The organism is Phenylobacterium sp., from assembly GCF_031984885.1.
Lineage (GTDB): Bacteria > Pseudomonadota > Alphaproteobacteria > Caulobacterales > Caulobacteraceae > Phenylobacterium.
Genome location: NZ_DAMABV010000002.1, coordinates 213,513 through 232,966, shown reverse-complemented (window position 1 = coordinate 232,966; position 19,454 = coordinate 213,513). Strand labels below are relative to the sequence as shown.

The 19,454-nt window shown below is 70.6% G+C and carries 28 protein-coding genes; 12 read left to right on the top strand and 16 right to left on the bottom strand.

What is annotated here, in order from left to right; translation table 11 throughout:
- Nucleotide 1: 1 nt before the first annotated feature.
- Nucleotides 2–1,147, bottom strand: a complete 1,146-nt coding sequence (locus tag RTL41_RS04550) for a serine hydrolase domain-containing protein (protein WP_312161780.1) — start codon at nucleotides 1,145–1,147, stop codon at nucleotides 2–4.
- 67 nt (nucleotides 1,148–1,214) lie between these two features.
- Entirely contained in the window at nucleotides 1,215–2,150 is a 936-nt protein-coding gene (locus RTL41_RS04545) for a LysR family transcriptional regulator (RefSeq protein ID WP_312161778.1), read from the bottom strand.
- 110 nt (nucleotides 2,151–2,260) lie between these two features.
- On the opposite strand from RTL41_RS04545, the gene RTL41_RS04540 reads away from it, so the two are divergent.
- Nucleotides 2,261–2,866, top strand: a complete 606-nt coding sequence (locus RTL41_RS04540) for an FMN-dependent NADH-azoreductase (RefSeq protein ID WP_312161776.1) — start codon at nucleotides 2,261–2,263, stop codon at nucleotides 2,864–2,866.
- 48 nt (nucleotides 2,867–2,914) lie between these two features.
- Here RTL41_RS04540 and RTL41_RS04535 read toward each other — a convergent pair whose 3' ends face one another.
- Entirely contained in the window at nucleotides 2,915–3,415 is a 501-nt protein-coding gene (locus RTL41_RS04535) for a GNAT family N-acetyltransferase (RefSeq protein WP_312161774.1), read from the bottom strand.
- A gap of 157 nt (nucleotides 3,416–3,572) precedes the next feature.
- On the opposite strand from RTL41_RS04535, the gene RTL41_RS04530 reads away from it, so the two are divergent.
- Nucleotides 3,573–4,226: a DsbA family protein gene (locus tag RTL41_RS04530; protein ID WP_312161773.1), complete on the top strand. Its 654-nt coding sequence runs from the start codon at nucleotides 3,573–3,575 to the stop codon at nucleotides 4,224–4,226.
- Here RTL41_RS04530 and RTL41_RS04525 read toward each other — a convergent pair.
- A complete protein-coding gene (locus RTL41_RS04525; RefSeq protein ID WP_312161771.1) occupies nucleotides 4,213–4,422 on the bottom strand; it encodes a dodecin in 210 nt (69 codons plus the stop codon). The genes RTL41_RS04530 and RTL41_RS04525 overlap by 14 nt on opposite strands.
- A 59-nt stretch (nucleotides 4,423–4,481) precedes the next feature.
- Nucleotides 4,482–4,814 carry a helix-turn-helix domain-containing protein gene (locus RTL41_RS04520; protein ID WP_312161769.1) on the bottom strand — a complete coding sequence of 111 codons (333 nt, stop codon included), beginning with the start codon at nucleotides 4,812–4,814 and terminating at the stop codon, nucleotides 4,482–4,484.
- Nucleotides 4,815–4,920: 106 nt separating this feature from the next.
- Here RTL41_RS04520 and RTL41_RS04515 point away from each other — a divergent pair, with 106 nt between their 5' ends.
- A complete protein-coding gene (locus RTL41_RS04515) occupies nucleotides 4,921–6,030 on the top strand; it encodes an SDR family oxidoreductase (RefSeq protein ID WP_312161768.1) in 1,110 nt (369 codons plus the stop codon).
- Between the two features lie 18 nt (nucleotides 6,031–6,048).
- Here the strand turns inward: RTL41_RS04515 and RTL41_RS04510 are convergent, their stop codons facing one another.
- Nucleotides 6,049–6,813 carry a porin family protein gene (locus RTL41_RS04510; protein WP_312161765.1) on the bottom strand — a complete coding sequence of 255 codons (765 nt, stop codon included), beginning with the start codon at nucleotides 6,811–6,813 and terminating at the stop codon, nucleotides 6,049–6,051.
- Between the two features lie 259 nt (nucleotides 6,814–7,072).
- Nucleotides 7,073–7,435, bottom strand: a complete 363-nt coding sequence (locus tag RTL41_RS04505; RefSeq protein WP_312161764.1) for a nuclear transport factor 2 family protein — start codon at nucleotides 7,433–7,435, stop codon at nucleotides 7,073–7,075.
- A 137-nt stretch (nucleotides 7,436–7,572) separates the two neighbouring features.
- Here RTL41_RS04505 and RTL41_RS04500 point away from each other — a divergent pair, with 137 nt between their 5' ends.
- Nucleotides 7,573–8,292: a dienelactone hydrolase family protein gene (locus RTL41_RS04500; RefSeq protein ID WP_312161762.1), complete on the top strand. Its 720-nt coding sequence runs from the start codon at nucleotides 7,573–7,575 to the stop codon at nucleotides 8,290–8,292.
- A 420-nt stretch (nucleotides 8,293–8,712) separates the two neighbouring features.
- Nucleotides 8,713–9,075: an EthD domain-containing protein gene (locus RTL41_RS04495; protein WP_312161760.1), complete on the top strand. Its 363-nt coding sequence runs from the start codon at nucleotides 8,713–8,715 to the stop codon at nucleotides 9,073–9,075.
- Between the two features lie 240 nt (nucleotides 9,076–9,315).
- On the opposite strand, the gene RTL41_RS04490 is transcribed toward RTL41_RS04495, so the two are convergent.
- Complete coding sequence (locus RTL41_RS04490; protein ID WP_312161759.1) at nucleotides 9,316–9,756, bottom strand: DUF983 domain-containing protein; 441 nt, start codon at nucleotides 9,754–9,756, stop codon at nucleotides 9,316–9,318.
- 80 nt (nucleotides 9,757–9,836) lie between these two features.
- Between RTL41_RS04490 and RTL41_RS04485 the strand changes: the two genes are divergently transcribed.
- Nucleotides 9,837–11,210, top strand: coding sequence for a PLP-dependent aminotransferase family protein (locus RTL41_RS04485; RefSeq protein ID WP_312161758.1), 1,374 nt, complete (start codon nucleotides 9,837–9,839; stop codon nucleotides 11,208–11,210).
- A gap of 131 nt (nucleotides 11,211–11,341) precedes the next feature.
- On the opposite strand, the gene RTL41_RS04480 is transcribed toward RTL41_RS04485, so the two are convergent.
- The gene (locus tag RTL41_RS04480; RefSeq protein ID WP_312161756.1) at nucleotides 11,342–11,725 is read right to left on the bottom strand and encodes a hypothetical protein; all 384 of its coding nucleotides are present in this window, start codon (nucleotides 11,723–11,725) and stop codon (nucleotides 11,342–11,344) included.
- A gap of 153 nt (nucleotides 11,726–11,878) precedes the next feature.
- Here RTL41_RS04480 and RTL41_RS04475 point away from each other — a divergent pair, with 153 nt between their 5' ends.
- Nucleotides 11,879–12,346 (top strand): HtaA domain-containing protein, encoded by a 468-nt coding sequence (locus RTL41_RS04475; protein ID WP_312161754.1) that lies wholly within the window; start codon nucleotides 11,879–11,881, stop codon nucleotides 12,344–12,346.
- A 10-nt stretch (nucleotides 12,347–12,356) separates the two neighbouring features.
- Here RTL41_RS04475 and RTL41_RS04470 read toward each other — a convergent pair whose 3' ends face one another.
- Entirely contained in the window at nucleotides 12,357–12,884 is a 528-nt protein-coding gene (locus RTL41_RS04470) for a VOC family protein (RefSeq protein WP_312161753.1), read from the bottom strand.
- Nucleotides 12,885–13,044: 160 nt separating this feature from the next.
- On the opposite strand from RTL41_RS04470, the gene RTL41_RS04465 reads away from it, so the two are divergent.
- On the top strand, nucleotides 13,045–13,968 hold the full coding sequence (locus tag RTL41_RS04465) for an HAD family hydrolase (RefSeq protein ID WP_312161750.1): 924 nt from the start codon (nucleotides 13,045–13,047) through the stop codon (nucleotides 13,966–13,968).
- Between the two features lie 40 nt (nucleotides 13,969–14,008).
- A complete protein-coding gene (locus tag RTL41_RS04460; RefSeq protein ID WP_312161746.1) occupies nucleotides 14,009–14,260 on the top strand; it encodes a DUF3297 family protein in 252 nt (83 codons plus the stop codon).
- A 188-nt stretch (nucleotides 14,261–14,448) separates the two neighbouring features.
- Here RTL41_RS04460 and RTL41_RS04455 read toward each other — a convergent pair whose 3' ends face one another.
- Both RTL41_RS04455 and RTL41_RS04450 read right to left on the bottom strand, forming a co-directional pair.
- Complete coding sequence (locus RTL41_RS04455; RefSeq protein WP_312161744.1) at nucleotides 14,449–14,853, bottom strand: VOC family protein; 405 nt, start codon at nucleotides 14,851–14,853, stop codon at nucleotides 14,449–14,451.
- A 62-nt stretch (nucleotides 14,854–14,915) separates the two neighbouring features.
- Nucleotides 14,916–15,086: a hypothetical protein gene (locus tag RTL41_RS04450; protein WP_312161742.1), complete on the bottom strand. Its 171-nt coding sequence runs from the start codon at nucleotides 15,084–15,086 to the stop codon at nucleotides 14,916–14,918.
- Between the two features lie 108 nt (nucleotides 15,087–15,194).
- On the opposite strand from RTL41_RS04450, the gene RTL41_RS04445 reads away from it, so the two are divergent.
- Nucleotides 15,195–16,115, top strand: coding sequence for a LysR substrate-binding domain-containing protein (locus RTL41_RS04445; protein WP_312161740.1), 921 nt, complete (start codon nucleotides 15,195–15,197; stop codon nucleotides 16,113–16,115).
- Between the two features lie 4 nt (nucleotides 16,116–16,119).
- Here RTL41_RS04445 and RTL41_RS04440 read toward each other — a convergent pair whose 3' ends face one another.
- Nucleotides 16,120–16,530 carry a hypothetical protein gene (locus tag RTL41_RS04440; protein ID WP_312161737.1) on the bottom strand — a complete coding sequence of 137 codons (411 nt, stop codon included), beginning with the start codon at nucleotides 16,528–16,530 and terminating at the stop codon, nucleotides 16,120–16,122.
- Between the two features lie 229 nt (nucleotides 16,531–16,759).
- Here RTL41_RS04440 and RTL41_RS04435 point away from each other — a divergent pair, with 229 nt between their 5' ends.
- On the top strand, nucleotides 16,760–17,176 hold the full coding sequence (locus tag RTL41_RS04435) for a hypothetical protein (RefSeq protein WP_312161735.1): 417 nt from the start codon (nucleotides 16,760–16,762) through the stop codon (nucleotides 17,174–17,176).
- On the opposite strand, the gene RTL41_RS04430 is transcribed toward RTL41_RS04435, so the two are convergent.
- On the bottom strand, nucleotides 17,173–17,559 hold the full coding sequence (locus tag RTL41_RS04430; protein ID WP_312161733.1) for a hypothetical protein: 387 nt from the start codon (nucleotides 17,557–17,559) through the stop codon (nucleotides 17,173–17,175). The genes RTL41_RS04435 and RTL41_RS04430 overlap by 4 nt on opposite strands.
- 89 nt (nucleotides 17,560–17,648) lie before the next feature.
- Here RTL41_RS04430 and RTL41_RS04425 point away from each other — a divergent pair, with 89 nt between their 5' ends.
- Complete coding sequence (locus tag RTL41_RS04425) at nucleotides 17,649–17,963, top strand: hypothetical protein (protein WP_312161731.1); 315 nt, start codon at nucleotides 17,649–17,651, stop codon at nucleotides 17,961–17,963.
- A gap of 15 nt (nucleotides 17,964–17,978) precedes the next feature.
- Here the strand turns inward: RTL41_RS04425 and RTL41_RS04420 are convergent, their stop codons facing one another.
- A complete protein-coding gene (locus RTL41_RS04420) occupies nucleotides 17,979–18,632 on the bottom strand; it encodes a glutathione S-transferase family protein (protein ID WP_312161729.1) in 654 nt (217 codons plus the stop codon).
- A 279-nt stretch (nucleotides 18,633–18,911) separates the two neighbouring features.
- On the bottom strand, nucleotides 18,912–19,448 hold the full coding sequence (locus RTL41_RS04415; protein ID WP_312161727.1) for a GFA family protein: 537 nt from the start codon (nucleotides 19,446–19,448) through the stop codon (nucleotides 18,912–18,914).
- Nucleotides 19,449–19,454: the final 6 nt, after the last annotated feature.

Here is a 19,454-nt window from a genome sequence, read left to right as displayed (position 1 = left end):
CCTATTTTTTTGCCGCCAGCACCTCCGCCTTGACCGCCTCGATCACCTTGCCGAACGGCAGGTGCTGGCTTGGCGAGGTGTTCACCAGCCCCGCCACCACGACGTCAGGTCCGGTGAAGATGCTGAGCGTGCCGGTGAAGCCGTCGATCGCGCCGTCGTGCGACAGGTTCGGCCGATCCGCTGGGCCGTCGATCCAGACGCCCAGCCCGTAGCTGATCGAGCGCCGCGTCCCGTCCGCCCGCGTCCGGACGGGCAGGCTCCCGTCCTTCAGGCGAACCGGCGTGATCATCTGCCGGTAGCTTTCGGCCTTCAGCACCCGGCCGTGGGTCAGCGCGTGGCCCCATACCAGCAGGTCTACGGCGCTGGAACGCATCGCGCCCGCCGCGAAGGGGACCGACATGCTGACCTCGCGGGCGTTGGCGTATCCAGGGGCCTCCGCCTTCAGCCGGTCGTAGCCCGAGGCCCGGTGCGGCACGACATCGCGCGCATCGTCCATGGCCGTGGCGTTCATGCCCAGCGGGTCGAAGATTCGCGCCTTCAGGAACGCAGCCAACGGCTGGCCGGAAACCTCCTCGACGATCGCTCCCGCCAGGGCGTAGTTCGAACTGGAGTACCGCCAGTCCGCACCGGGCTCGAAGCCGTGCAGCGGCGTCCGGGCCAGCACGAAGGCCACGAGCTGGTCGGTGGTGTGAGGCAACCACTGCTCCCGGTCGAAGCCCTCGCCGCCCACATAGTCGACGATCCCCGACGTGTGGGTCAGCAGTTGGCGGATCGTGGTGGGGTCCTCCGCCGGAAACTGCGCCAGGCGCCGGGAGACCGGGTCGTCCAGCGACAGCTTGCCGTCTTCTGCGAGCAGCAGCACCGCGGCGGCCGTGAACTGCTTGGTGATCGAGCCGATGCGGAAGACGCTGTCGCTCGCGATCGGCGTCCCGGTTTCCAGATTGGCCAGGCCATAGCCCCTGGCGAAGACCACCTCCCCTTGGCGCATCGCCGCGACGACGCCCCCTGCGGTCCAGCCGGTGCTCACCGCCTCGCGCATGGCTTCGTCGATGGCCCGCTCGGTCTCGGGCTTGAGGGGCTGTCCCAAGGCCGGGCCGCCGGCCAGGGCGAGGCCCAGCAGGCTCACGGTCAACACGCGTCGCAACATTCGCAAGCTCCCCATGGAGCCATGCTGCTGGGTTTCACCGCAGGCCGCAACGCCCAGTTGCGGGCGGCTACACCAGCACCGGCAGCCCCTCGGCCACCCGCCGCGCGTAGCAGGCGTCCCAGAAGGGCTCGCCGCCGAAGCGTTCGATCATCAGGTCGGTCAGGGCGCGCACCTTGGCCGGCATGTGCGCGGCCGGCGGCGGGCGCACCACGTAGAGCCCGGCCGGCGGGGTCGGGAAGTCGAGCAGCAGCGGGACCACCTCGCCCCTGTCGATGGCCGGCCCGACCAGGAAGGTGGGCAGCATCGCCACCCCCAGGCCCGCCGCCGCCGCCGCCAGGATCGCCGGGCCGTTGTCGGCCTTGAACCGCCCGTCCGGCCGCACGGTGATGGTCCGCTTGCCGTCCTGGAAGCGCCAGGCCTCCGAGCCGCTCATCACCGCCGGCAGGTTGTCGAGATCCTCCGGCCGCGCCGGCGTCCCGTGGGCCGCGATGAAGGCCGGGCTGGCCACCGCCGCGCCGCGGATCGGCGCGATCTTGCGCGCCACCAAGCTGGAATCCTCCAGCACCCCGATCCGCACGGCGACGTCGTAGCGCTCGCCGATCAGGTCGACATAGCGGTCGCTGTAGGAGACCTCGACCTGCAGCTTGGGATGGCGCACGGCCAGCTCGGCCAGCACCGCCGACAGGTGGGTCATGCCGAACGACAGCGGCGCGGAGATGCGCAGCGAGCCGACGATGTCCTCGCCGCGCTGGGCCAGGTCGTCGCGCGCGGCCTCAAGCTCGGCCAGCACCCGGTCGGCCCGCTCCTTGAACTCCAGCCCCGCCTCGGTCACCGAGACGCCGCGGGTCGTGCGGCTCAGCAGTTGGGCGCCGAGCTCGGCCTCCAGCCGCGCCACCCGCCGGCTGACCATGGATTTCGACAGCCCCAGCCGCTGGCCGGCGCGGCCGAAGCTCTGCGCCTCCACCACCTCGGCGAAGGCCTGGATGTCCTCGAGGTCAAGCATCTATCGTTCCTGGATATGCAACAATCTGGTTCGAAATATCGGGCTACTGTTGCATGGTTCAAGCCCTCACCTCTGTCGGCGTCAATTCACCAGCGCCCCGGAGGGTGGTCATGTCCAATATTCTCGTTCTCAACAGCAGCGTCAGCGGCGACGGCTCGATCTCGCGACTGCTGGTCGCCGACGCGGTCGCCGAACTGACCGCCCGCGATCCCAACGCCAAGATCGTCTTCCGCGACTTGGCGGCCGATCCGATCCCGCACCTGCTGCCCTCGACCGTGGCCGGCGTCCGCGCCCAGGCCTCCAGCCCGGCCGAGCTGGAAGCCCGCGCCCTCAGCGACAAGCTGATCGCCGAGCTGCGCACGGCCGACGTCATCGTCATCGGCGCCCCGATGTACAATTTCAGCGTCCCGACCACCCTGCGCGCCTGGTTCGACCACGTGCTGCGGGCCGGCGAGACCTTCCGCTATTCCGAGGCCGGCCCCGAAGGCCTGCTGACCGGCAAGAAGGTGATCGTGGTCGAGAGCCGCGGCGGCCTCTACAGCGAAGGCCCGGCCCAGGCCCTGGACTTCCAGGAGCCCTATCTGCGCCAGCTCCTGGGCTTCATCGGCCTGACCGACGTGACCTTCATCCGCGCCGAGAAGATCGGCTACGGCCCCGAAGCCCGCGACCAGGCGCTCGCCGACAGCCGCGCGGCCCTGGCCAGGCTGGAGGCGTAGGCTCTCGGCGCCTCAAGGCCATATGCGATCGCCCGGCGCCGGAGTCCCCTAAACCTCCCGCCGCATGAACAGGCGCGCGGTCTCGTCGAGGCCGCGCGCTTCGTGTTCGGCGCGGATCTGCGCCATCCCCGGCGTCAACGCCTCGACCTCCGTAAAGCCCAGCCGCGCGTAGTAGGGCGCGTTGAACGGCACGTCCCGGAAGGTCGACAGCGTCAGGGCCGGCCAGCCCCGGGCCCGCGCCAGCCCCGCCACCGCCTCCAGCAACGCAGCCCCGATCCCGCGCCGCGCATGGCTGGGCGCCACGTCGATCTGCTCGACATAGGCGCAGCCCTCGAGCGGCCGGAACATCACGAAGGCGACGGCCGCCCCCGCCTCGGCGGCGACCAGCAGCCCGCCCTGCGCGATGCGCTCGGCCAGGGTCGCGGCGTCGGTCGGCTCGTCCTCGGCCAGTTCGGCGCGGTCGGTTCCCAGGAAGCGGGTCGCGGAGATGCGTTCGATGTCGCGCGCGCGTTCGATCTCGTCGGCGCGCGCAGGGCGGATATGGATCATGGGAATGCCCGGTCAGGAGGGATCGCCGCGCCGGCCCGGCGCGGGTGAAAGCTGGTTCGCGAAGGTTGCGGCGTCAGGCTCTCAAGGATCGTGGTCTCCATCCGGCTCGCCGAGGCGGCCGCTGCGCATTACATAGACCCGACGAGAGGAAGCCGCCATGCAGACGCCCCGCCTGATCTATTTCGCCGATCCGATGTGCTCGTGGTGCTACGGCTTCTCGCCGGTGATCACCCAGATCCGCCAGACCTTCGGCCGCGCCCTGCCGATCCAACTGGTGATGGGCGGCCTGCGCCCCGGGACCGACACGCCCTCCACCGAACAGGCGCGGACCGAGCTGAAGGTGCATTGGGAACACGTCCACGAGGCCACCGGCCTGCCGTTCGACGACGCCATCCTCGACCGGCCGGGCTTTCTCTACGACACCGATCCGGCCGCCCGCGCCGTGGTCCGCGTGCGCCGCCATGACGGCGAGAAGGCGGTGCTGTTCCTGCGCCGCCTGCACCACGCCTTCTACGCCGAGGGCCAGGACGTGACCAAGGCCCAGGTGCTGGCCGATCTGGCCGCCGAGTTCGGGGTGGAGCAGGACGCCTTCCTCGCCGACTTCGACACCGACGATCTCAAGCACGAGACCTGGAACGACTACGCCACCGCCCAGCGCGCCGGCGTCACCGGCTTCCCGACCCTGGTCGGCGGCCCGAACGAGGAAGGCCACTACGGCATCGTCAACCGCGGCTACCAGCCGGCGCCCGCCGTGCTCTCGGTCCTGCACCAGTGGCTGGGGACCGAGCCGGACGCCCCTACTCCAGCGTGAAGCCGACCTTCAGCAGCGCCTGGTAGTGGGCGACCTTGCCGTCCTCGACATGGCCGCGCACCTGGATCACCTCGAACCAGCGGATGTTGCGCACCGTGGCGCTGGCCTTGGAAATCGCCGTCTGGATCGCGTCCTCGACGCCGACGCTCGAGGATCCGGCCAGTTCCAGCACCTTGTAGACATTGTCGTCCGCCATCTTCGTCTCCCTGGTCATATGAAGGGAGAACGGGCGTCCGCGCGGGGGAGTTGCGCTCGCTAGGCCGCCGGCCCCGGCGTCGCCGGACGCTGCGCGGCCCATTCGAGCAGGGAATCGAGCGCCGGGCACATGGCCTGCCCCCAGGGCGTCAGGCGATATTCGACCTTCGGCGGCACCTGCGGATAGACCGTCCGCACGACGATGCCGTCCGCCTCCAGCTCGCGAAGCTGCTGGATGAGCACCTTCTGCGACACCTTCGGGATCGCCCGTTCGAGTTCGGAGAAGCGCAGCACCTCCTTGTCGAACAACTGGAAGATGATGACCATCTTCCAGCGCCCCTCCAGAATGCGGAACGCGGTCTCGACGCCCGTGGCCGCCATGTCGGGCGTCACGTCCTCCAGCTTACCTGTAGGTGAGTACCCTACTTTTTTGTCGGTTCTTGCCACTGAGGGAGCATAGGCCCAGTTCATCGGTCCAGCCAGTCCCGAGGACAGACCGATGACCGTCAAGCTTCCCGCCCCCATCGCCGCCTATTTCGCGGCCGCCAACAGCGACGACGCCGACGCGATCGCCGCCGGCTTCACCGCCGACGCCCTGGTCCGCGACGAGGCGCAGGACCACCGGGGCCGCCAGGCCGTCCGCGCCTGGGCCGCCGACGCCCGCCGCCGCTACCGCTTCCAGGCCGAGCCGCGCAGCCTGGAGCCCGCCGCCGACGGCGCAACCGTGACCGCGCACCTGACCGGCGACTTCCCCGGCGCGCCCGCCGATCTGCGCTATCGGTTCGTGCTGGCCGGCGAGCAGATCGCCGAGCTGGAGATCACCCTGCGCGACCCGCGGCAGGACCTGCAGGGCCGCCGCGTCCTGGTCACCGGCGGAACCCAGGGCATCGGGGCGGCGATCGTCGCGCGGCTGCGGCGGCTGGGGGCCGTGGTGTTCGTCGCCGCCCGGACCGCGCCTTCGGACCTGGACCAGCCCGAGCTCTTCGCCGCCGCCGATCTGGGCCGGCCCGAGGGCGTTGCGGCCGTGGCCGAGGCGGCGCTGGGCGCGCTCGGCGGGGTCGACGTCGTCGTCCACAATATCGGCGGCTCCTCCGCGCCCGGCGGCGGCTTCGCCGCGCTCACCGATGCGGACTGGGACGCGGCCCTCAGCGCCAACCTGCTGGCCGCGGTGCGCCTGGACCGGGCCCTGCTGCCGCACATGATCGGCCAGGGCTACGGCGTCGTCGTCCACGTCTCCTCGATCCAGCGGACCTTGCCGCTCTACGAATCCACCCTCGCCTACGCCGCCGCCAAGGCCGCCCTCAACACCTACAGCAAGGCCCTCTCCAACGAGGTCGGGCCCCAGGGCGTGCGCGTGCTGCGGGTCGCCCCCGGCTTCACCGAGACCGACGCCGCCGCCCGCATGATCGAACGCCTGGCCCAGGCCGACGGCGTCGATGTCGGCGCCGCGCGGAACGGGCTGATGGCGGCGCTCGGCGGCATCCCGGTCGGCCGCCCCAACCGCCCCGAGGAGGTGGCCGACCTCGTCGCCTTCCTGGTCAGCGACCGGGCCGCCACCCTCCACGGCGCGGAGTACGTCATCGACGGCGGCACGGTGCCGACCGCCTGAGCCGCCGCCTTCGGCGGGTCAGAACTTGTAGTCCAGCCCGATCCTCAGGAGATTGGCGCGGGTGTCGCCCTCGGTCGTGAACGCGGCATAGCCGTTCGGCGTCACCCAGGAGGCGCGCACGTCGCCGAAATCGGTATAGAGCCACTCGGCCCGCGCCGACATGTTGTCGGAGACGGCGTAGGCGCCGCCCAGGCCCGCGGCCCAACCGGTCTTGGTGTCCTTGTCGCTGAAGCTGGCGTTGTTGGCGATCGTCCGGTTGTCGGCGTAGCTGGCCTTCACCTGGACCTTCGAGACCGCCAGCCCGGCCGTCCCATAGATCATGTACGGACCGCTGGCGTAGCCGATGCGCGGACGAAGCGTCCAGACCCAGTCGGTGCTGACCTCCTGGCTGATCGTCGCCGCGATCGGCGGGTTGAGGATCGAGGGCAGGGCGTAGGTGTTCGACCGGCTCTGGCCGATGTCCATCCAGCCGACGTCGGTCTCCAGCCCGAACACCCAGTTGCCGGACTGATAGTTGTAGCCGCCCTGGATTCCTCCGGTGAAGCCGGTGTCGTTATCGTCGTCGGAGGTCGCCGCGTTGAGCGCCGCGACGTCGCGCGGATCGATGGGGGTCGTCCCATTGCCTGGCTCGACCTTGGTCTTGATCGACGTATCGCCCCAGCTCGCACCGAGATTTCCGCCGATGTAGAAGCCGGTCCAGTCGTAGAAGTCTTGCGCCATGGCCGAGGCCGGCGCGAGCAGGCTGGCGCAGCCGGCCGCGGTCAGCAGGAACTTGAGAGTCATCTTATCCCCTCTCATTGTCAGGTGATTGCAATCAAAACGGCGAGGCGCGTGTGGCGGCGATACCGGCGCCGCCGGAGGTCGGGTCTCGACGCGTCGCTGGCCGTACCGCCAGCGTTCGAATTGTCGCATTCGGGCTGCACCGGGCCTAGATCAGGTCAATACCCGAGCGGGTGCTCGGGGTCGCAGCTCAACCTTAAGGCTGCGCCGTGGCGCGGCGGCCCGGCGCCCGCCGCGCGGCGGGGACCGGGCGCCGGACGCCCTATCCGGGCAGTTGATCCAGGAACCCGGTCACGCTCTTCAGCCGCCCGTCCTCGACGCGGACATAGTCGGTGCCCTTGATCGGCGCGTCGGCCGCGCCGTCCGGTCCCAGCCCCCAGGAGAAGCGCACATGCTCGCCGTGGCCGTCGGCCTCGCCGATCAGCGCGAAGCGGAAGCCCGGGAAGCGCTCCTGCACCCCGGCGATCAGGGCGTCGACCCCGGCGTGGCCTTCGACGGCGGCCATCGGATCGACATAGGTGGCGTCGCCGGTCCAGGTGTCGGCGATCATCGCCTTGCGGGCGGCGGCGTTCGTCTCGTTCCAGGCGGCGATGTAGGTTTCGGCGATCTCGGCGGGATTGGTCATGGCGAAGCTCCTTGTTGATGCGCCGACCATGCCGGGCGCGCGGAGGCCGCGCGATTACCCGCCAGGTAACGCAGCGGCCGCCTTGCCGAGCACGGCGGCGAGGGCCTAGCGTCGCGCCGCCAAGGGAGGATCCGCGCATGGACAGCCATATCCGCACCATCGAGTACCATCGCGACGAGGCGCTGCACGACGGCGCGCTGGTGCTGCCCGAGGGGGCCAGGGACCCGGTGCCCGGCGTGCTGGTCTTCCACGGCTGGGAGGGCCGTTCCGAGGGCCAGGAGCAGTTCGCCCATCGTCTCGCCGGCCTCGGCTACGGCGCCTTCTGCGTCGACCTCTACGGCAAGGGCCGGCGCGGCTCGACGCCAGCCGAGTGCGAGGCGCTGATGACTCCGCTGGTCCAGGACCGCGCCGAACTGCGCGGGCGGCTGCTGCATGTGGTCGAGGTGGTCGCCGCCCTGCCCGAGCTGCGCGCCGACCGGCTGGCGGCGATCGGGTTCTGCTTCGGCGGCCTCTGCGTGCTCGACCTCGCCCGCGCCGGCGCGCCGCTGAAGGGCGTGGCCAGCTTCCATGGCCTGTTCACCCCGCCCGGCCTGCCCACGGCCAGCCCGATGGCGGTGAAGGTCGCCGCCTATCACGGCTGGGACGACCCGATGGTCCCGCCCGCCGACGTCGTCGCGCTGGGCCAGGAGCTGACCGCCGCCCAGGCCGACTGGCAGATCCACGCCTTCGGCGGCGCCATGCACGCCTTCATGAACCCCGGCGCCGACCTGCCCGACATGGGCGTCCAGTACCATGAGCGCACCGCCCACCGCGCCTGGACCGCCATGGCCGGCTTCCTGGGCGAGGTGCTGGCGTGATCGGCGATGTCATCAAGTCAGTTGAGCTTTTGCGGCGGGGCGGCGCCTCATTCGTCCGGCCCGGCGCGAATGGGTCCCGGACAAGCCCCGCGGGCTTTCCGGGATGACACGGGAAGCGCGCCCGCAGCAAACGCGATAAACGCGCACTCCACCCCTCGCACCGCGCCATCCACCCCCACGGCGCCTTCGTGCTCTTCGTGTCCTTCGTGGTCTTGGTGTTTCAAAATCCGCCGAGCAGCTTGCGCCAGCCGCTGCCGGAGGAAAAACCGGTGTCATCCCGGAAAGCGCGCCGCGCTTGTCCGGGACCACCGGATGGAGCAGGCGGCGGCGCAGGCGTCGCCATGTCCGTCAGCCGCCTGGGTCCCGGTCTTCGGCCTCCAGCCGAAACCGGGATGACCCCCGTCAGATCCGGAGTGCCCCATGATCAAGCTCACCTTCGCCCTGGTCCGCCGGCCCGAGCTGACCCGCGAGCAGTTCCAGGACTATTGGCGAAACACCCACGCCCCGCTGGTGGCCAGCGTCCGCGACGTGCTGCGCATTCGCCGCTACGTGCAGTTGCACAGCCTGCCCGCCGAGGCGTCCGCCGGCCTGCAGGCCGCGCGCGGCGGCCCTGAGGGCTTCGACGGCGTCGCCCAGCTCTGGTGGGACAGTTTCGAGGACATGGCCGGCGCCGATGGCGAGGCGGCGCGCGCGGCCGGCGCCCTGCTGCTGGAGGACGAGAAGCGCTTCGTCGACCTGTCGCGCTCGCCGCTCTGGTGGGGAACCGAGCACGTCATTTTCTGAAGCCGCGCAAAGAAAAGGGCGCTCCCGACCATGGCCGGAAGCGCCCTTTTAGCCTGTCCCCACAGGCGGACTTCGTCGCCGATCCCGGCGCCGCGTCGAAACGATGGCGCCTTTATGACCGAGGCCCTGAGTCCTTCCAATTAACATTCTTGTCGCAGTTGTTCCGCGGGCGGACTTGCCACCACAAAATGCGCGGGCGTGGCGCCTAGAGCACCCTACCACAGGTCGAATTTCGGACGATTACGCCGCCCGGTCGCGCGCCTTGCCGCGATGGCCGAAGCCGCCCTCGCCGTGGCCGCCCAGGCTGGAGAACCGCGCCTCCTCGGCCTTGTGGAAGTACTGCGAGGCCACCAGCCAGGCCTTGACCGGCCGCAGCCCCGCCAGGCAGCCCAGGATCAGGGCCGGGAACACCGTCACCGCATGCACCCACAGCGGCGGGTGATAGACCACCTCGACATAGGTGAAGACGGCGATGACGATCATCCCGATCGCCGTCATCACGAAGAAGGCCGGGCCGTCCGCCGGGTCGGCGAACGAGAGGTCCAGCCCGCAGGCCTCGCATTCCCTGGCCATCTTCAGGAAGCCGCTGAACAGCTTGCCCTTGCCGCAGCGGGGGCAGCGGCAGGTCAGGCCCGAGATGATCGGCAGCGGGGGATCATAGGTGGGGGCGACGTCGGCCATGGCCATTTCCTACATACAATCGTTGCATTGATGCCTACAATTGAATATCAATGTATGGATTCTGATCGCGGATAGCAAGCATGGCCTCCCCTGCGACCCTTTGGCTGCGGCGCGTCGAGCGCGGCGACGGCCCGATCTATCTGGGCATCCTGCGCGCCCTGGAGGCGGCGGTCGCCGACGGCGAACTGCAGGCCGGCGAGCAGTTGCCGCCGCAGCGGGCGGTGGCCGCCGCCCTCGGGGTCGACTTCACCACCGTCACCCGCGCCTACACCGCCGCGCGGGCCCGCGGCCTGGTCGAGGGGGCGGTCGGCCGCGGCACCTTCGTCGCCGGCCGGGCGGCCGAGGACGAGGCCGGGCTGATCGACCTCTCCATGAACCTGCCGCCGCCGCCCAAGGGCCTCAACCTCGGGAAACGCCTGAAGGACACGGCGCAGGGCGTGCTGGAGCGCACCGATCCCCAGGCGCTGATGGCCTATCATCCGGCCGGCGGCTCCCTGGCCCAGCGCAGCGCCGGCGCCGCCTGGCTGGCGCCCTGCCTGGGCGAGATCCCGCCCGAGCGGCTGCTGGTGACGCCGGGAGCCCAGGCCGCCCTGGCCGCCGTGCTCGCCCTGCTGGCCCGGCGCGGCGATGCGGTGATCGTCGAGCCCCTGACCTATCCCGGCATGCGCTCGCTGGCGGCGCTGCTGGGCCTGCGCCTGGTCGCCTGCCCGGTCGACGACCAGGGCTTCGTCCCCGACGCCCTCGCCCGGCTCTGCGCCGAGGCCTCGCCCAGGGCGATCTACTGCATCCCGACCCAGCAGAACCCCACCGCCGCCACGATGGGCAAGGCCCGCCGCCAGGAGGTCGCCGCCGTCGCCCGCGCCGCCGGCGTGCCGATCCTGGAGGACGACGCCTATGGCCGCCTGCCGGCCGATCCCCTGCCCGCCCTCGCCGCCTTCGCGCCCGAGCTGGTCTGGCACGTCGCCACCACCGCCAAGGCGCTGTCGCCGGGCCTGCGCATCGCCTATGTCGCCGCTCCCGACGCGGGCGCCGCCCAGCGCCTGGCCGAGGCCCTGCGCGCCACCACCCTGATGCCCGCCCCGCTCAGCGCCGCCATCGCCACCGCCTGGATCCGCGAGGGGACCGCCGAGAAGGTGCTGGCCGCCGTCCGCGCCGAGGCGGTCGAGCGCCAGGCCCTCGCCCGCCAGATCCTGCCCCAGGCCAAGGGCTCGCCCGAGGGCATCCACATCTGGCTGGAGACTCCCGACCACTGGCCGGGCGAGCGCCTGCGCGAGACCGCCCAGGGCCGGGGCCTGTCGCTGGTCACCGCCGACGCCTTCGCGACCACGCCGGACGCCCCCGCCGGCCTGCGCATCTCGCTCGGCGGCCCGGCCAAGCAGGCGGTGCTGGCCCAGGCCCTGCGCGGCGTCGCCGCCATCCTCGGCGGCGAGCCGGTCGGAAGGCTGGTGGTCTGAGCCCCCGACCCGAAGACGGCGCGCCAGCGACGTCAGCATCCCACCACCAAGCCGCCCGCGCTCACCGCGCCCCTTTGTGGTCTTGGTGGGCTTGGTGGTGAATCTTCAGTGCTTCGATCGCAAGCCGAGGCTCATCCGGGAAACACCAGGTATCCCCGCTCGACCATCCGCCGCATGGCCTCATAGGCCTCGGTCAGTTCCTCATAGGCGCTGCGCAGCGAACCCAGCCGCTCGATCTGGCTGGAGGTCAGCGGCTGCGGGTTTTCCGTCATCGCCAGCGCCTCGGCCACCCACTGGCCGCGCGCCAGGGCCGCGGCGACCGCCAGCTTCTGGAACCTGGCCGCGTCGGCCTGGCCCAGCATCTGGCCGATCACCTCGCGGTTGGAGGCGTAGGCCGTGTAGTCGATCTGTTCGATATGGCCGCGCAGCCGACGCTGCGCCTGCGGGTCGAGCGCCGCATCCGGCTCGAAATGGTCGTGGGTCCGCCGCACGTTGGACGTCCGGGTCACCGACATGCCGACCTCCCAGGTCGCAAGGACCCTCGTCGCGCGAGGGCGAGCCTATCCTGCCGGGCGGCGGCTTAAGGGGGCGTTGACGCGCGCGGCGGCCCTTCGCATCCGCGAGAACTGCGCTAGTTTGCGTGCCGCATCGAGTTGGGGAGAAAGCAGATGGCCGGGTCGCTGAATTGGGGCGTGAAGCAGAGCTTCCGGGGCTATGTCGAATCCGCCGGCGGCGTGATCGAGACCATGGGCGGGGCCGAGCGGGCGGCCGACGGCGGCTTCACCTTCGCGGCGGCGCCGGGCGGCGACCTGCGCCTGGATGCGGACGGGCGGCCGGTGGGCCGCGGCCTGTTCGTCGGCAACGTGCGGTTCGAGGCCCACGGCGGCATGCTCTCGGTCTATCTCGCCGACCCGAACATCGAGATCGGCCCGTCGGGCGCGGTCATCACCGTCGCCGACAGCAGCGCGCGCACCCACCGCATGGAGATCGCCACGCTCGACCTCGGCGCGATCACCACCGGCCTGGCCGGCGAGCTCGTCATCCCGACCGCGCTCTCGATGGACGGCAGCCGCCTGCTCGGCGACCACTATCCGCCGAAGACGGCGCTGGACCCCGTGCGGCTGACCCTGCGTTAGGGGCCGCCCGTCACCTGAAGGTCCGGATCGGGTCGGCGCCGTCCCAGCCCTCGGCCGCCCTGCGGATGTGCTCGAAGGTGCGCCCCTTGGTCCCGCTGATGTCGGAGATCTCGACGACCGTGCCCGGGTGCGCCTGGGTGTCGAAATAGGCGAACCGCCCCTTCTCGCCGCCGATCGCGCCTTCGTGGCCGACCACGTAGCCCAGCGACAGCGCCTTGTCGTAGAGCCCCTGATAGTCGTGGGTCCAGTAGGACATGTGCTGCAGGCCCTCCAGGCCCGCGTCCAGGAATTCCTTGTACATCGACGGCGCGTCGTTGCGCTGCTGGATCAGCTCGATCTGCAGGTCGCCGGAATTGGCCAGGGCGATCGACATCTTCACGTCCGACGGCGCGCCGCGATGCCTGAACCAGTCGGTCCTGACGTCCTCGATATAGAACCAGGGGCCGACGCCCATGACGTCGATCCAGTGCGCCATGGCCGCCTCGATGTCGCGCACGACATAGCCGTTCTGGCAGACCTTCCCGAATACCCGGCTCACGGTTCCTCCCTCGCGCAGCTTCGCTCAACGGACGCTAGACGTCCCGGGCGGAGCGGTCCTGCGCAAACTCCGCAGAATCTCTCCGCCCGCCGCAGGGAAACCCCCGATAGGCCGCCTCCGGTCCGCGCGCAAAGCTTCCGCCCCAACCTGGAGGCCGCCCTTGACCCAATCGCTCCCGTCCTGGACCGACGGCGCCGCCCGCCGCGCCATCGTCGACTTCGTCGCCGCCGTGACCACGCCGGGCGGCCCCGACTTCGCGCCCGCGCCCGAGCGCATCGCGGTGTTCGACAACGACGGCACCCTCTGGTGCGAACAGCCGCTGCAGGTGCAGGTGCTGTTCAGCCACGACCGCGCCTCGGCCATGGCCATGGCCGATCCCAGCCTGGCCCAGCGCCAGCCGTTCAAGGCCTTCCTCGAACACGACCTGGCGACGATCCACGCCCTGGGCAAGCAGGGCGTGTTCGAGTTCGCCTTCGCCATCCATGCCGGCATGTCCGTCGACGCCTTCCAGGACGAGGTGCGCCAGTGGATGGCCAGCGCCCGGCACCCCAGGCTCGAGCGCCCCTACGCCCAGACCGTCTACCAGCCGCAGCTCGAGCTGCTGGCCTATCTGCGCGAGAACGGCTTCAAGACCTTCATCGTCTCGGGCGGCGGCGTCGACTTCATGCGGGCCTTCGCCGAACAGGTCTACGGCGTGCCGCCCGAGCAGGTGATCGGCAGCAGCGTCCAGCTCGAGCTGCGCGAAGCCGGCGGCCATTTCGAGCTGATGAAGCTGGCCCAGCTCGGCAGCTTCGACGACCGCGCCGTGAAGCCGGCCAATATCGGGCTGCACATCGGCCGGCGCCCGATCCTGGCCTTCGGCAATTCCGACGGCGACCAGGCGATGCTGCGCTACACCCTCGACGGGCCGGGCCGGCGGCTGGCCCTGCTGGTCCACCACGACGACGACGTGCGCGAGAGCGCCTACGACCGCGACTTCAAGCTCAGCCCCCTGACCGACACCCTCGACCGCGCCGCCGAGTTCGGCATCCAGGTGGTCAGCGTCAAGGACGACTGGGCCCAGGTCTTCCCGCCGGCCCGCTAGGATGGTTGGCAATCGCGCCCAGGAAGGCTAATCGGGCGCCATGAGCGACACCCGCACGCCCCCCGACCGGCTCTCCGTCAACCCGGCCAGCCCCTATCACGACGCCGAAGCGCTGGAGCGCGGCGTCGGCGTCCGCTTCAAGGGCGTCGAGAAGACCAATGTCGACGAATATTGCGTCAGCGAAGGCTGGGTGCGGCTCAGCGTCGGCAAGACCGTCGACCGCAAGGGCAACGCCATGACCGTCAAGCTGCGGGGCGAGGTCGAGCCCTACTTCCAGGACCTGGCCGAGTAGCCTCCCTCCCGGATCGCCCCGCGACCGCAGCGCCTCGCCCCCTTTTCCTCCCCTGCGCAGCGGGGGAGGGGGACCGCCCGAAGGGTGGTGGAGGGGGCGAGCCCCAAGCTCATCGCCAGCCGCCGCCCCGCCACCGGCTGCGCCGGTCCCCCTCCCCCATGAATGGGGGAGGAAAAACCGGATAGCCCTCACGTCAGGTCCGTGAACGGGTTCCAGGCCACCTCCCACAGGTGGCCGTCCGGATCGGCGAAATAGCCTGAATATCCGCCCCAGAAGACGTCGCGCGGCGTCTTCACCGGCCGGGCGCCGACGGCCACGGCGTGGGCGAACACCGCGTCCACCTCGGCCTTCGAGCCGACATTGTGCGCCAGGGCGACGCCGCTGAAGACGCGGCCGTCGTCGGCGACCGTCGCGTCTTCGGCCAGCTTGTCGCGCGGATAGAGCGACAGCCACGTCCCCTCCAGCCGGAACATGGCGAAGTCCTCGCCCTCCTGGTGGTTGTGGGTCGGGAAGCCCAGGCCGTCCCGGTAGAAGGCCAGCGACGCGGCGAAGTCGCGCACGCCCAGGCCGATGAGGCTGATCTTCGGTTTCATGCCGGCGGCTCCCCTTCAGGATCACCGGCTATGTTCGCTATTTGTTCGCGCCCGTCAACCGCCTAGTGCGGCCCCGACAGACAGTGCAGGCCCCCGGGCGTATAGCCGGCGGCCGGCGCCTTGCGCGGACCGGCCCGCCCCTGGCGCACCGCGCCCTTGCGCGCGCCCTGCCCGAACACCTCCTGCAGCCAGAGCACCCAACCGAAGGGAACGTCCTTATGGATTCTATGCAACTCTTCCATGGTCCTGATCCGTCCTGATCGCTTTTCCGTAAGGGGAAGATCGGCGCAACCGGGATCGGTGACAAACGGGTCCTCCTGCTCTACACATCAGGACTGCTTATGGCTGACATCCTCGCCTCCATCCCGCTCAGCGCCATCCGCGTGTTCGAGGCCGCCGCCCGCCTGCGCAGCTTCACCCGCGCGGCCGAGGAGCTGGGCGTCACCCAGGCGGCGGTGAGCTGGCAGGTGAAGGCGCTGGAGAAGCGGCTCGACCAGGCGCTGTTCCTGCGCCTGCCGCGCGAGGTCGCCCTGACCGCCGCGGGCGAGCGGCTGTCGCGCGCCGCCAGCGAGGCGATGGCCGCCCTGCGCACGGCGCTCTCCGACCTCACCGAGACCGGCGAGGGCGTGCTGGCCATCACCACCGTCCACACCATGGCCACCCAATGGCTGGCGCCGCGGATCGGCGGCTTCCAGCTCGCCCACCCGAAGATCGCGGTGCGGCTCGACACCTCCGGCCACCTCGTCGACCTGGCGCGCGAGAACATGGACGTGGCGCTCCGCAACGGCGAGGGAGCCTGGCCGGGCCTGGAGAGCCACTACCTCTTCCCGCACATCCACACCCCGCTCTGCACCCCGGCCATGCGCGCGCGGCTGGGCGGCCTGCACCGCCCGCAGGACCTGCTGGGCGCCCCGCTGATCGGCGCGCCGGAGGAATGGGAGGTCTGGTTCGCCGCCGCCGGGGTCGGCGAGCGCCGCCCCGGCGCCCCGCGCCTGGCCGGCGACAGCCAGACGCTGGAGATCGCCTCGGCCCTGGGCGAGCAGGGCGTGGCCCTGGCCTCGCCCATCCTGTTCGCAGCCGACATCGCCGCCGGCCGCCTGGTCGCCCCGTTCGAGACCTACGCCCACTATGGCGGCGGCTACTGGCTGGCCTATCCGGCCGACCGGGGGCGGGCTCCCAAGATCAGGGCGTTCCGCGAATGGGTCCTGGATTGCGTCGCGAAAGACCCGGTGCTCCAGGCCTATCCGCGGCGCGAGCGGTGAAGAGCTAGGAGGCCACGCAGGTCGACAGGTTCACCGGCCCGGTCGCCACCCGCTTCCACTCGCCGCCCACCTTCTGGAACTCGGCGGTCGCCGAGGTCGGACGGTACTCCGAGCGCACGCTGTCCCAGGCTTCCCAGCCGATCGCCGCGCCGATCTTGGCCGACATGCCGCCCGCGGCCTCCTCCGGGGAGACCTCGCGCAGGCCCTTGCAGGCCACTTCGAACGCCCGGCACTGTTCGCCGTCCGCCCGGCCCTTGCACTGCGGGTCGTTGCTCTTCAGGTCCGCATGCCAGCTCCGGATCGCCACATCGAGCCCGGCGTTCGGATCGCCCCCGCCCGCGGCCTTCTCGCCGCCCTGGCAGGCCGCCAGCCCCAGCATCGCGACCGCCAGGATCGCCATGGGAAGTCTTGTCACCGTCTGCTCCGTCCAACACGCGCCCAAGCCGCGGGCGCAAAGGGGGAACGCTTAAGCGGGCGAACATGGCGAGCACATGACGCGGCCGCCGCAATCTGGCGATTTCCCGGCCGCTGGACGATTTACGCGCAGCCTTCGCCCCATTCAGCCTGCGTTCAGCGTGGCCTTGCGATCCTGACGCCTGAACCCGGCCGTCCCCATGTGAGGACGGGATGGGATGGAGGTGAGCATGAGAAAGCTCCTGACAGCGACGATCGCGGCCGTCACGGCGGCCGCCGCCATCGCCTCGACGGCAGGCCCGGCCCAGGCCGAGCGATACCGCTATTACGGCGACCGCCACCGCAACAACAACAACAACGACGCTGCGGCCGCGGCCATCGTCGGCGGGGTGCTGGGCCTGGCGCTCGGCGCGGCCATCGCCGGCTCGAACAACGAGCGGCGTTACGACAACCGCTACTATGGCGACAGCTATTACGGCGGCGGCGGCTACAACAGCTACTACGGTCGCGGCGGCTATGCCGACAGCTACGGCTACGCCCGGCCCTACGCCTACGGCTACGGCGCGCGCACCTGCACCAGCCGCGAGCGGGTCTACGACCCCTATCTCGGCCGCCGCGTGGTGATCGAACGGCGCTACGCCTGCTAGGTCCGCCCGCGGCGGCCGGTGACCCCGCGGGCGACCAGCAGCGCCGCCAGCCCCGCCGCGCCCAGCCCCAGCGCCAGCCCCACCGGCCGACGGCGCTTGGGCGCGACGGTGATGCGGTGTATCAGTCCGCCCTCCACCGCCCACCAGGCGCCGGACGCCTTGTCGAAACCATGCCGCGCGAACCGCGCAGCCGTCTCCCGCGCCAGATCGGCGGCCTCGGCCGCGGACCTTCCGGTGGCGATGAAACTGCTGTCGGGGCTCGTGCGTTTGGGATCGTCGCTCAGTCTCCACGTCTCCCTCAGGACGTTGAACACGCGGCCAAGTGGCGCATGTGTGGAGATGGTGGGGCGACGACGCAGAAAGCGCTCGATAGAATCCGCCATACGCCGGTTCGGCTCCCTTCCGATGATCATCCGATCTCGGGCCCGATAGTTCTGGAAATTGGCGCCTCTGGGGCGCTTAGGTTTTTGTGATGCGTGAATTTGTCGAACTTCGGGGCGCCTCAGGCGCCGCCTACCGTTTCCGGGCCTGGCCTGAGAGCGATCATCATACGCCGACGGCGGGCAACTTCGCCGTGCTGGCGTTCGACTCCCAGGGCGTGACCATCGTCGCCCTCGGGATCAGCAGCGACCTCTCGCGCGCCAAGACCCTGGCCCAGGAGACCCTGGCCGCCTCCTCCGGCCACCTGTTCACGCGCCTCAACGTCTCGCGCGCGCTCCGCGACACCGAGCACGAGGACCTGCTCGCCGCCCAGCCCGCCGCCCAGACCCTGTCCCACGAGGCCTGACGCCGCGCGCCGCCGTCAGCCGCCTGCTGCGGCGGTGAACACGGCCCGCTGGGCCTCGAAGGCCCGCCGGTAGGCGGGCCGCGCCTCGCCCCGGGCGATGTAGGCGCCAAGGTTCGGGTATCCTTCCAGGATCCCCGCCCCTTCCAGCCTGCGCAGCACCGTCACCATCATCAGGTCGCCGGCGCTGAACGCCCCGTCCAGCCAGTCGGCGTCGCCGAGCCGGCGCGAAAGCTGCTCCAGCCGCCCGCGGACCCGTTCGTCCAGGATCGGCAGGCGTTCCTCGTACCAGCTCCTGTCGCGCTCCACGAGCGTGGCCATCGACCGCTCGACGATCGGCGGCTCCACCGTGCTCAGCGCCGCGAACACCCATCCGACCGCGCGCGCCCGGGCGCTGGCGTCATCGGGCAACAGGCCCCCATGGCGCTCGGCGATGTGCAGCACGATCGCCCCGGACTCGAACAGCGCCAGCTCGCCCTCCTGATAGGTCGGGATCTGCCCGAACGGATGCAGCGCCAGATGCGCCGGCTGCTTCATCGCCTCGAACGAGACCAGCCGCACGTCATAGGCCCGGCCCGCCTCCTCCAGCGCCCAGCGCACGCGCATGTCCCGCGCCAGCCCCCGGCCCCGGTCGGGCGACCGCTCGAAGGCGGTGATGACGGGATTGTTCATGGCGGCTCCTCCTCCAGGCTCCCCCAAGGACGCACGACCAGCCGGCCTCCCGACAAGCCCCGGGATCTTTAGGCTTCGCCCGCTCCCATGGGATGGCGGGAGTTCAGGCGCCCACGGATGCCGAAGTCCGGGCCAGGTTCAAGCCCGGCGCAGACGGTCGTGGCGAAGGGGCTCGCGAGCTTCAAGGAGTCGAAGGGCCCAGGCCGCTAGCCCTCCTGCCTGACTCTGCGTCGGAGTAGCATCGGCGACGCTCGCCAGCAGCCTGGCGAGCGCGCGTCTTCAACTCGAACGCTCATCGAACAAACGAACGTCGGGTTCATCGCGATCCCAGTCCGCCCTCGAAGCGCAGAACAGGTGCGTGCGAACGCCCTTGTCGAGCGGCGCGTCGAGCGTCCCCGCCGTGACATAGATGTTCCGCTCGTCCGTTTCGGCCGGCAACGGCGTGCCGCAGGTCTTGCAACGGGTGATGGCGTAGGTCTCGCGCAGGGCGAACGTGTTGGCGTGCTCTTCGCCCCGTACCCAGCGAAAGCGCTCCCTCGGCACGATCAGGATCCAATTCCCGTTCGCGCCCGACGCCTTCCGGCACAGCGAACAATGGCAGACCCAGACGCCGTCGATGTCGCCATCGATCTCGTAGGCTCGCGCCCCGCAGAGACAGCTTCCCGTTCGAACCGTCATTTGCTCCCCTCGATCTGCGACCAAGCTGCGCCATGTGAAGACATTCGCTGCGGGACGGCAATGCGGACTTTGGTGGATGTCCGCTACGGTGAAGGCGATGCTCGGCCGCGCCCGACCTTGGCGGCTCAGATCGAACAAGGACCT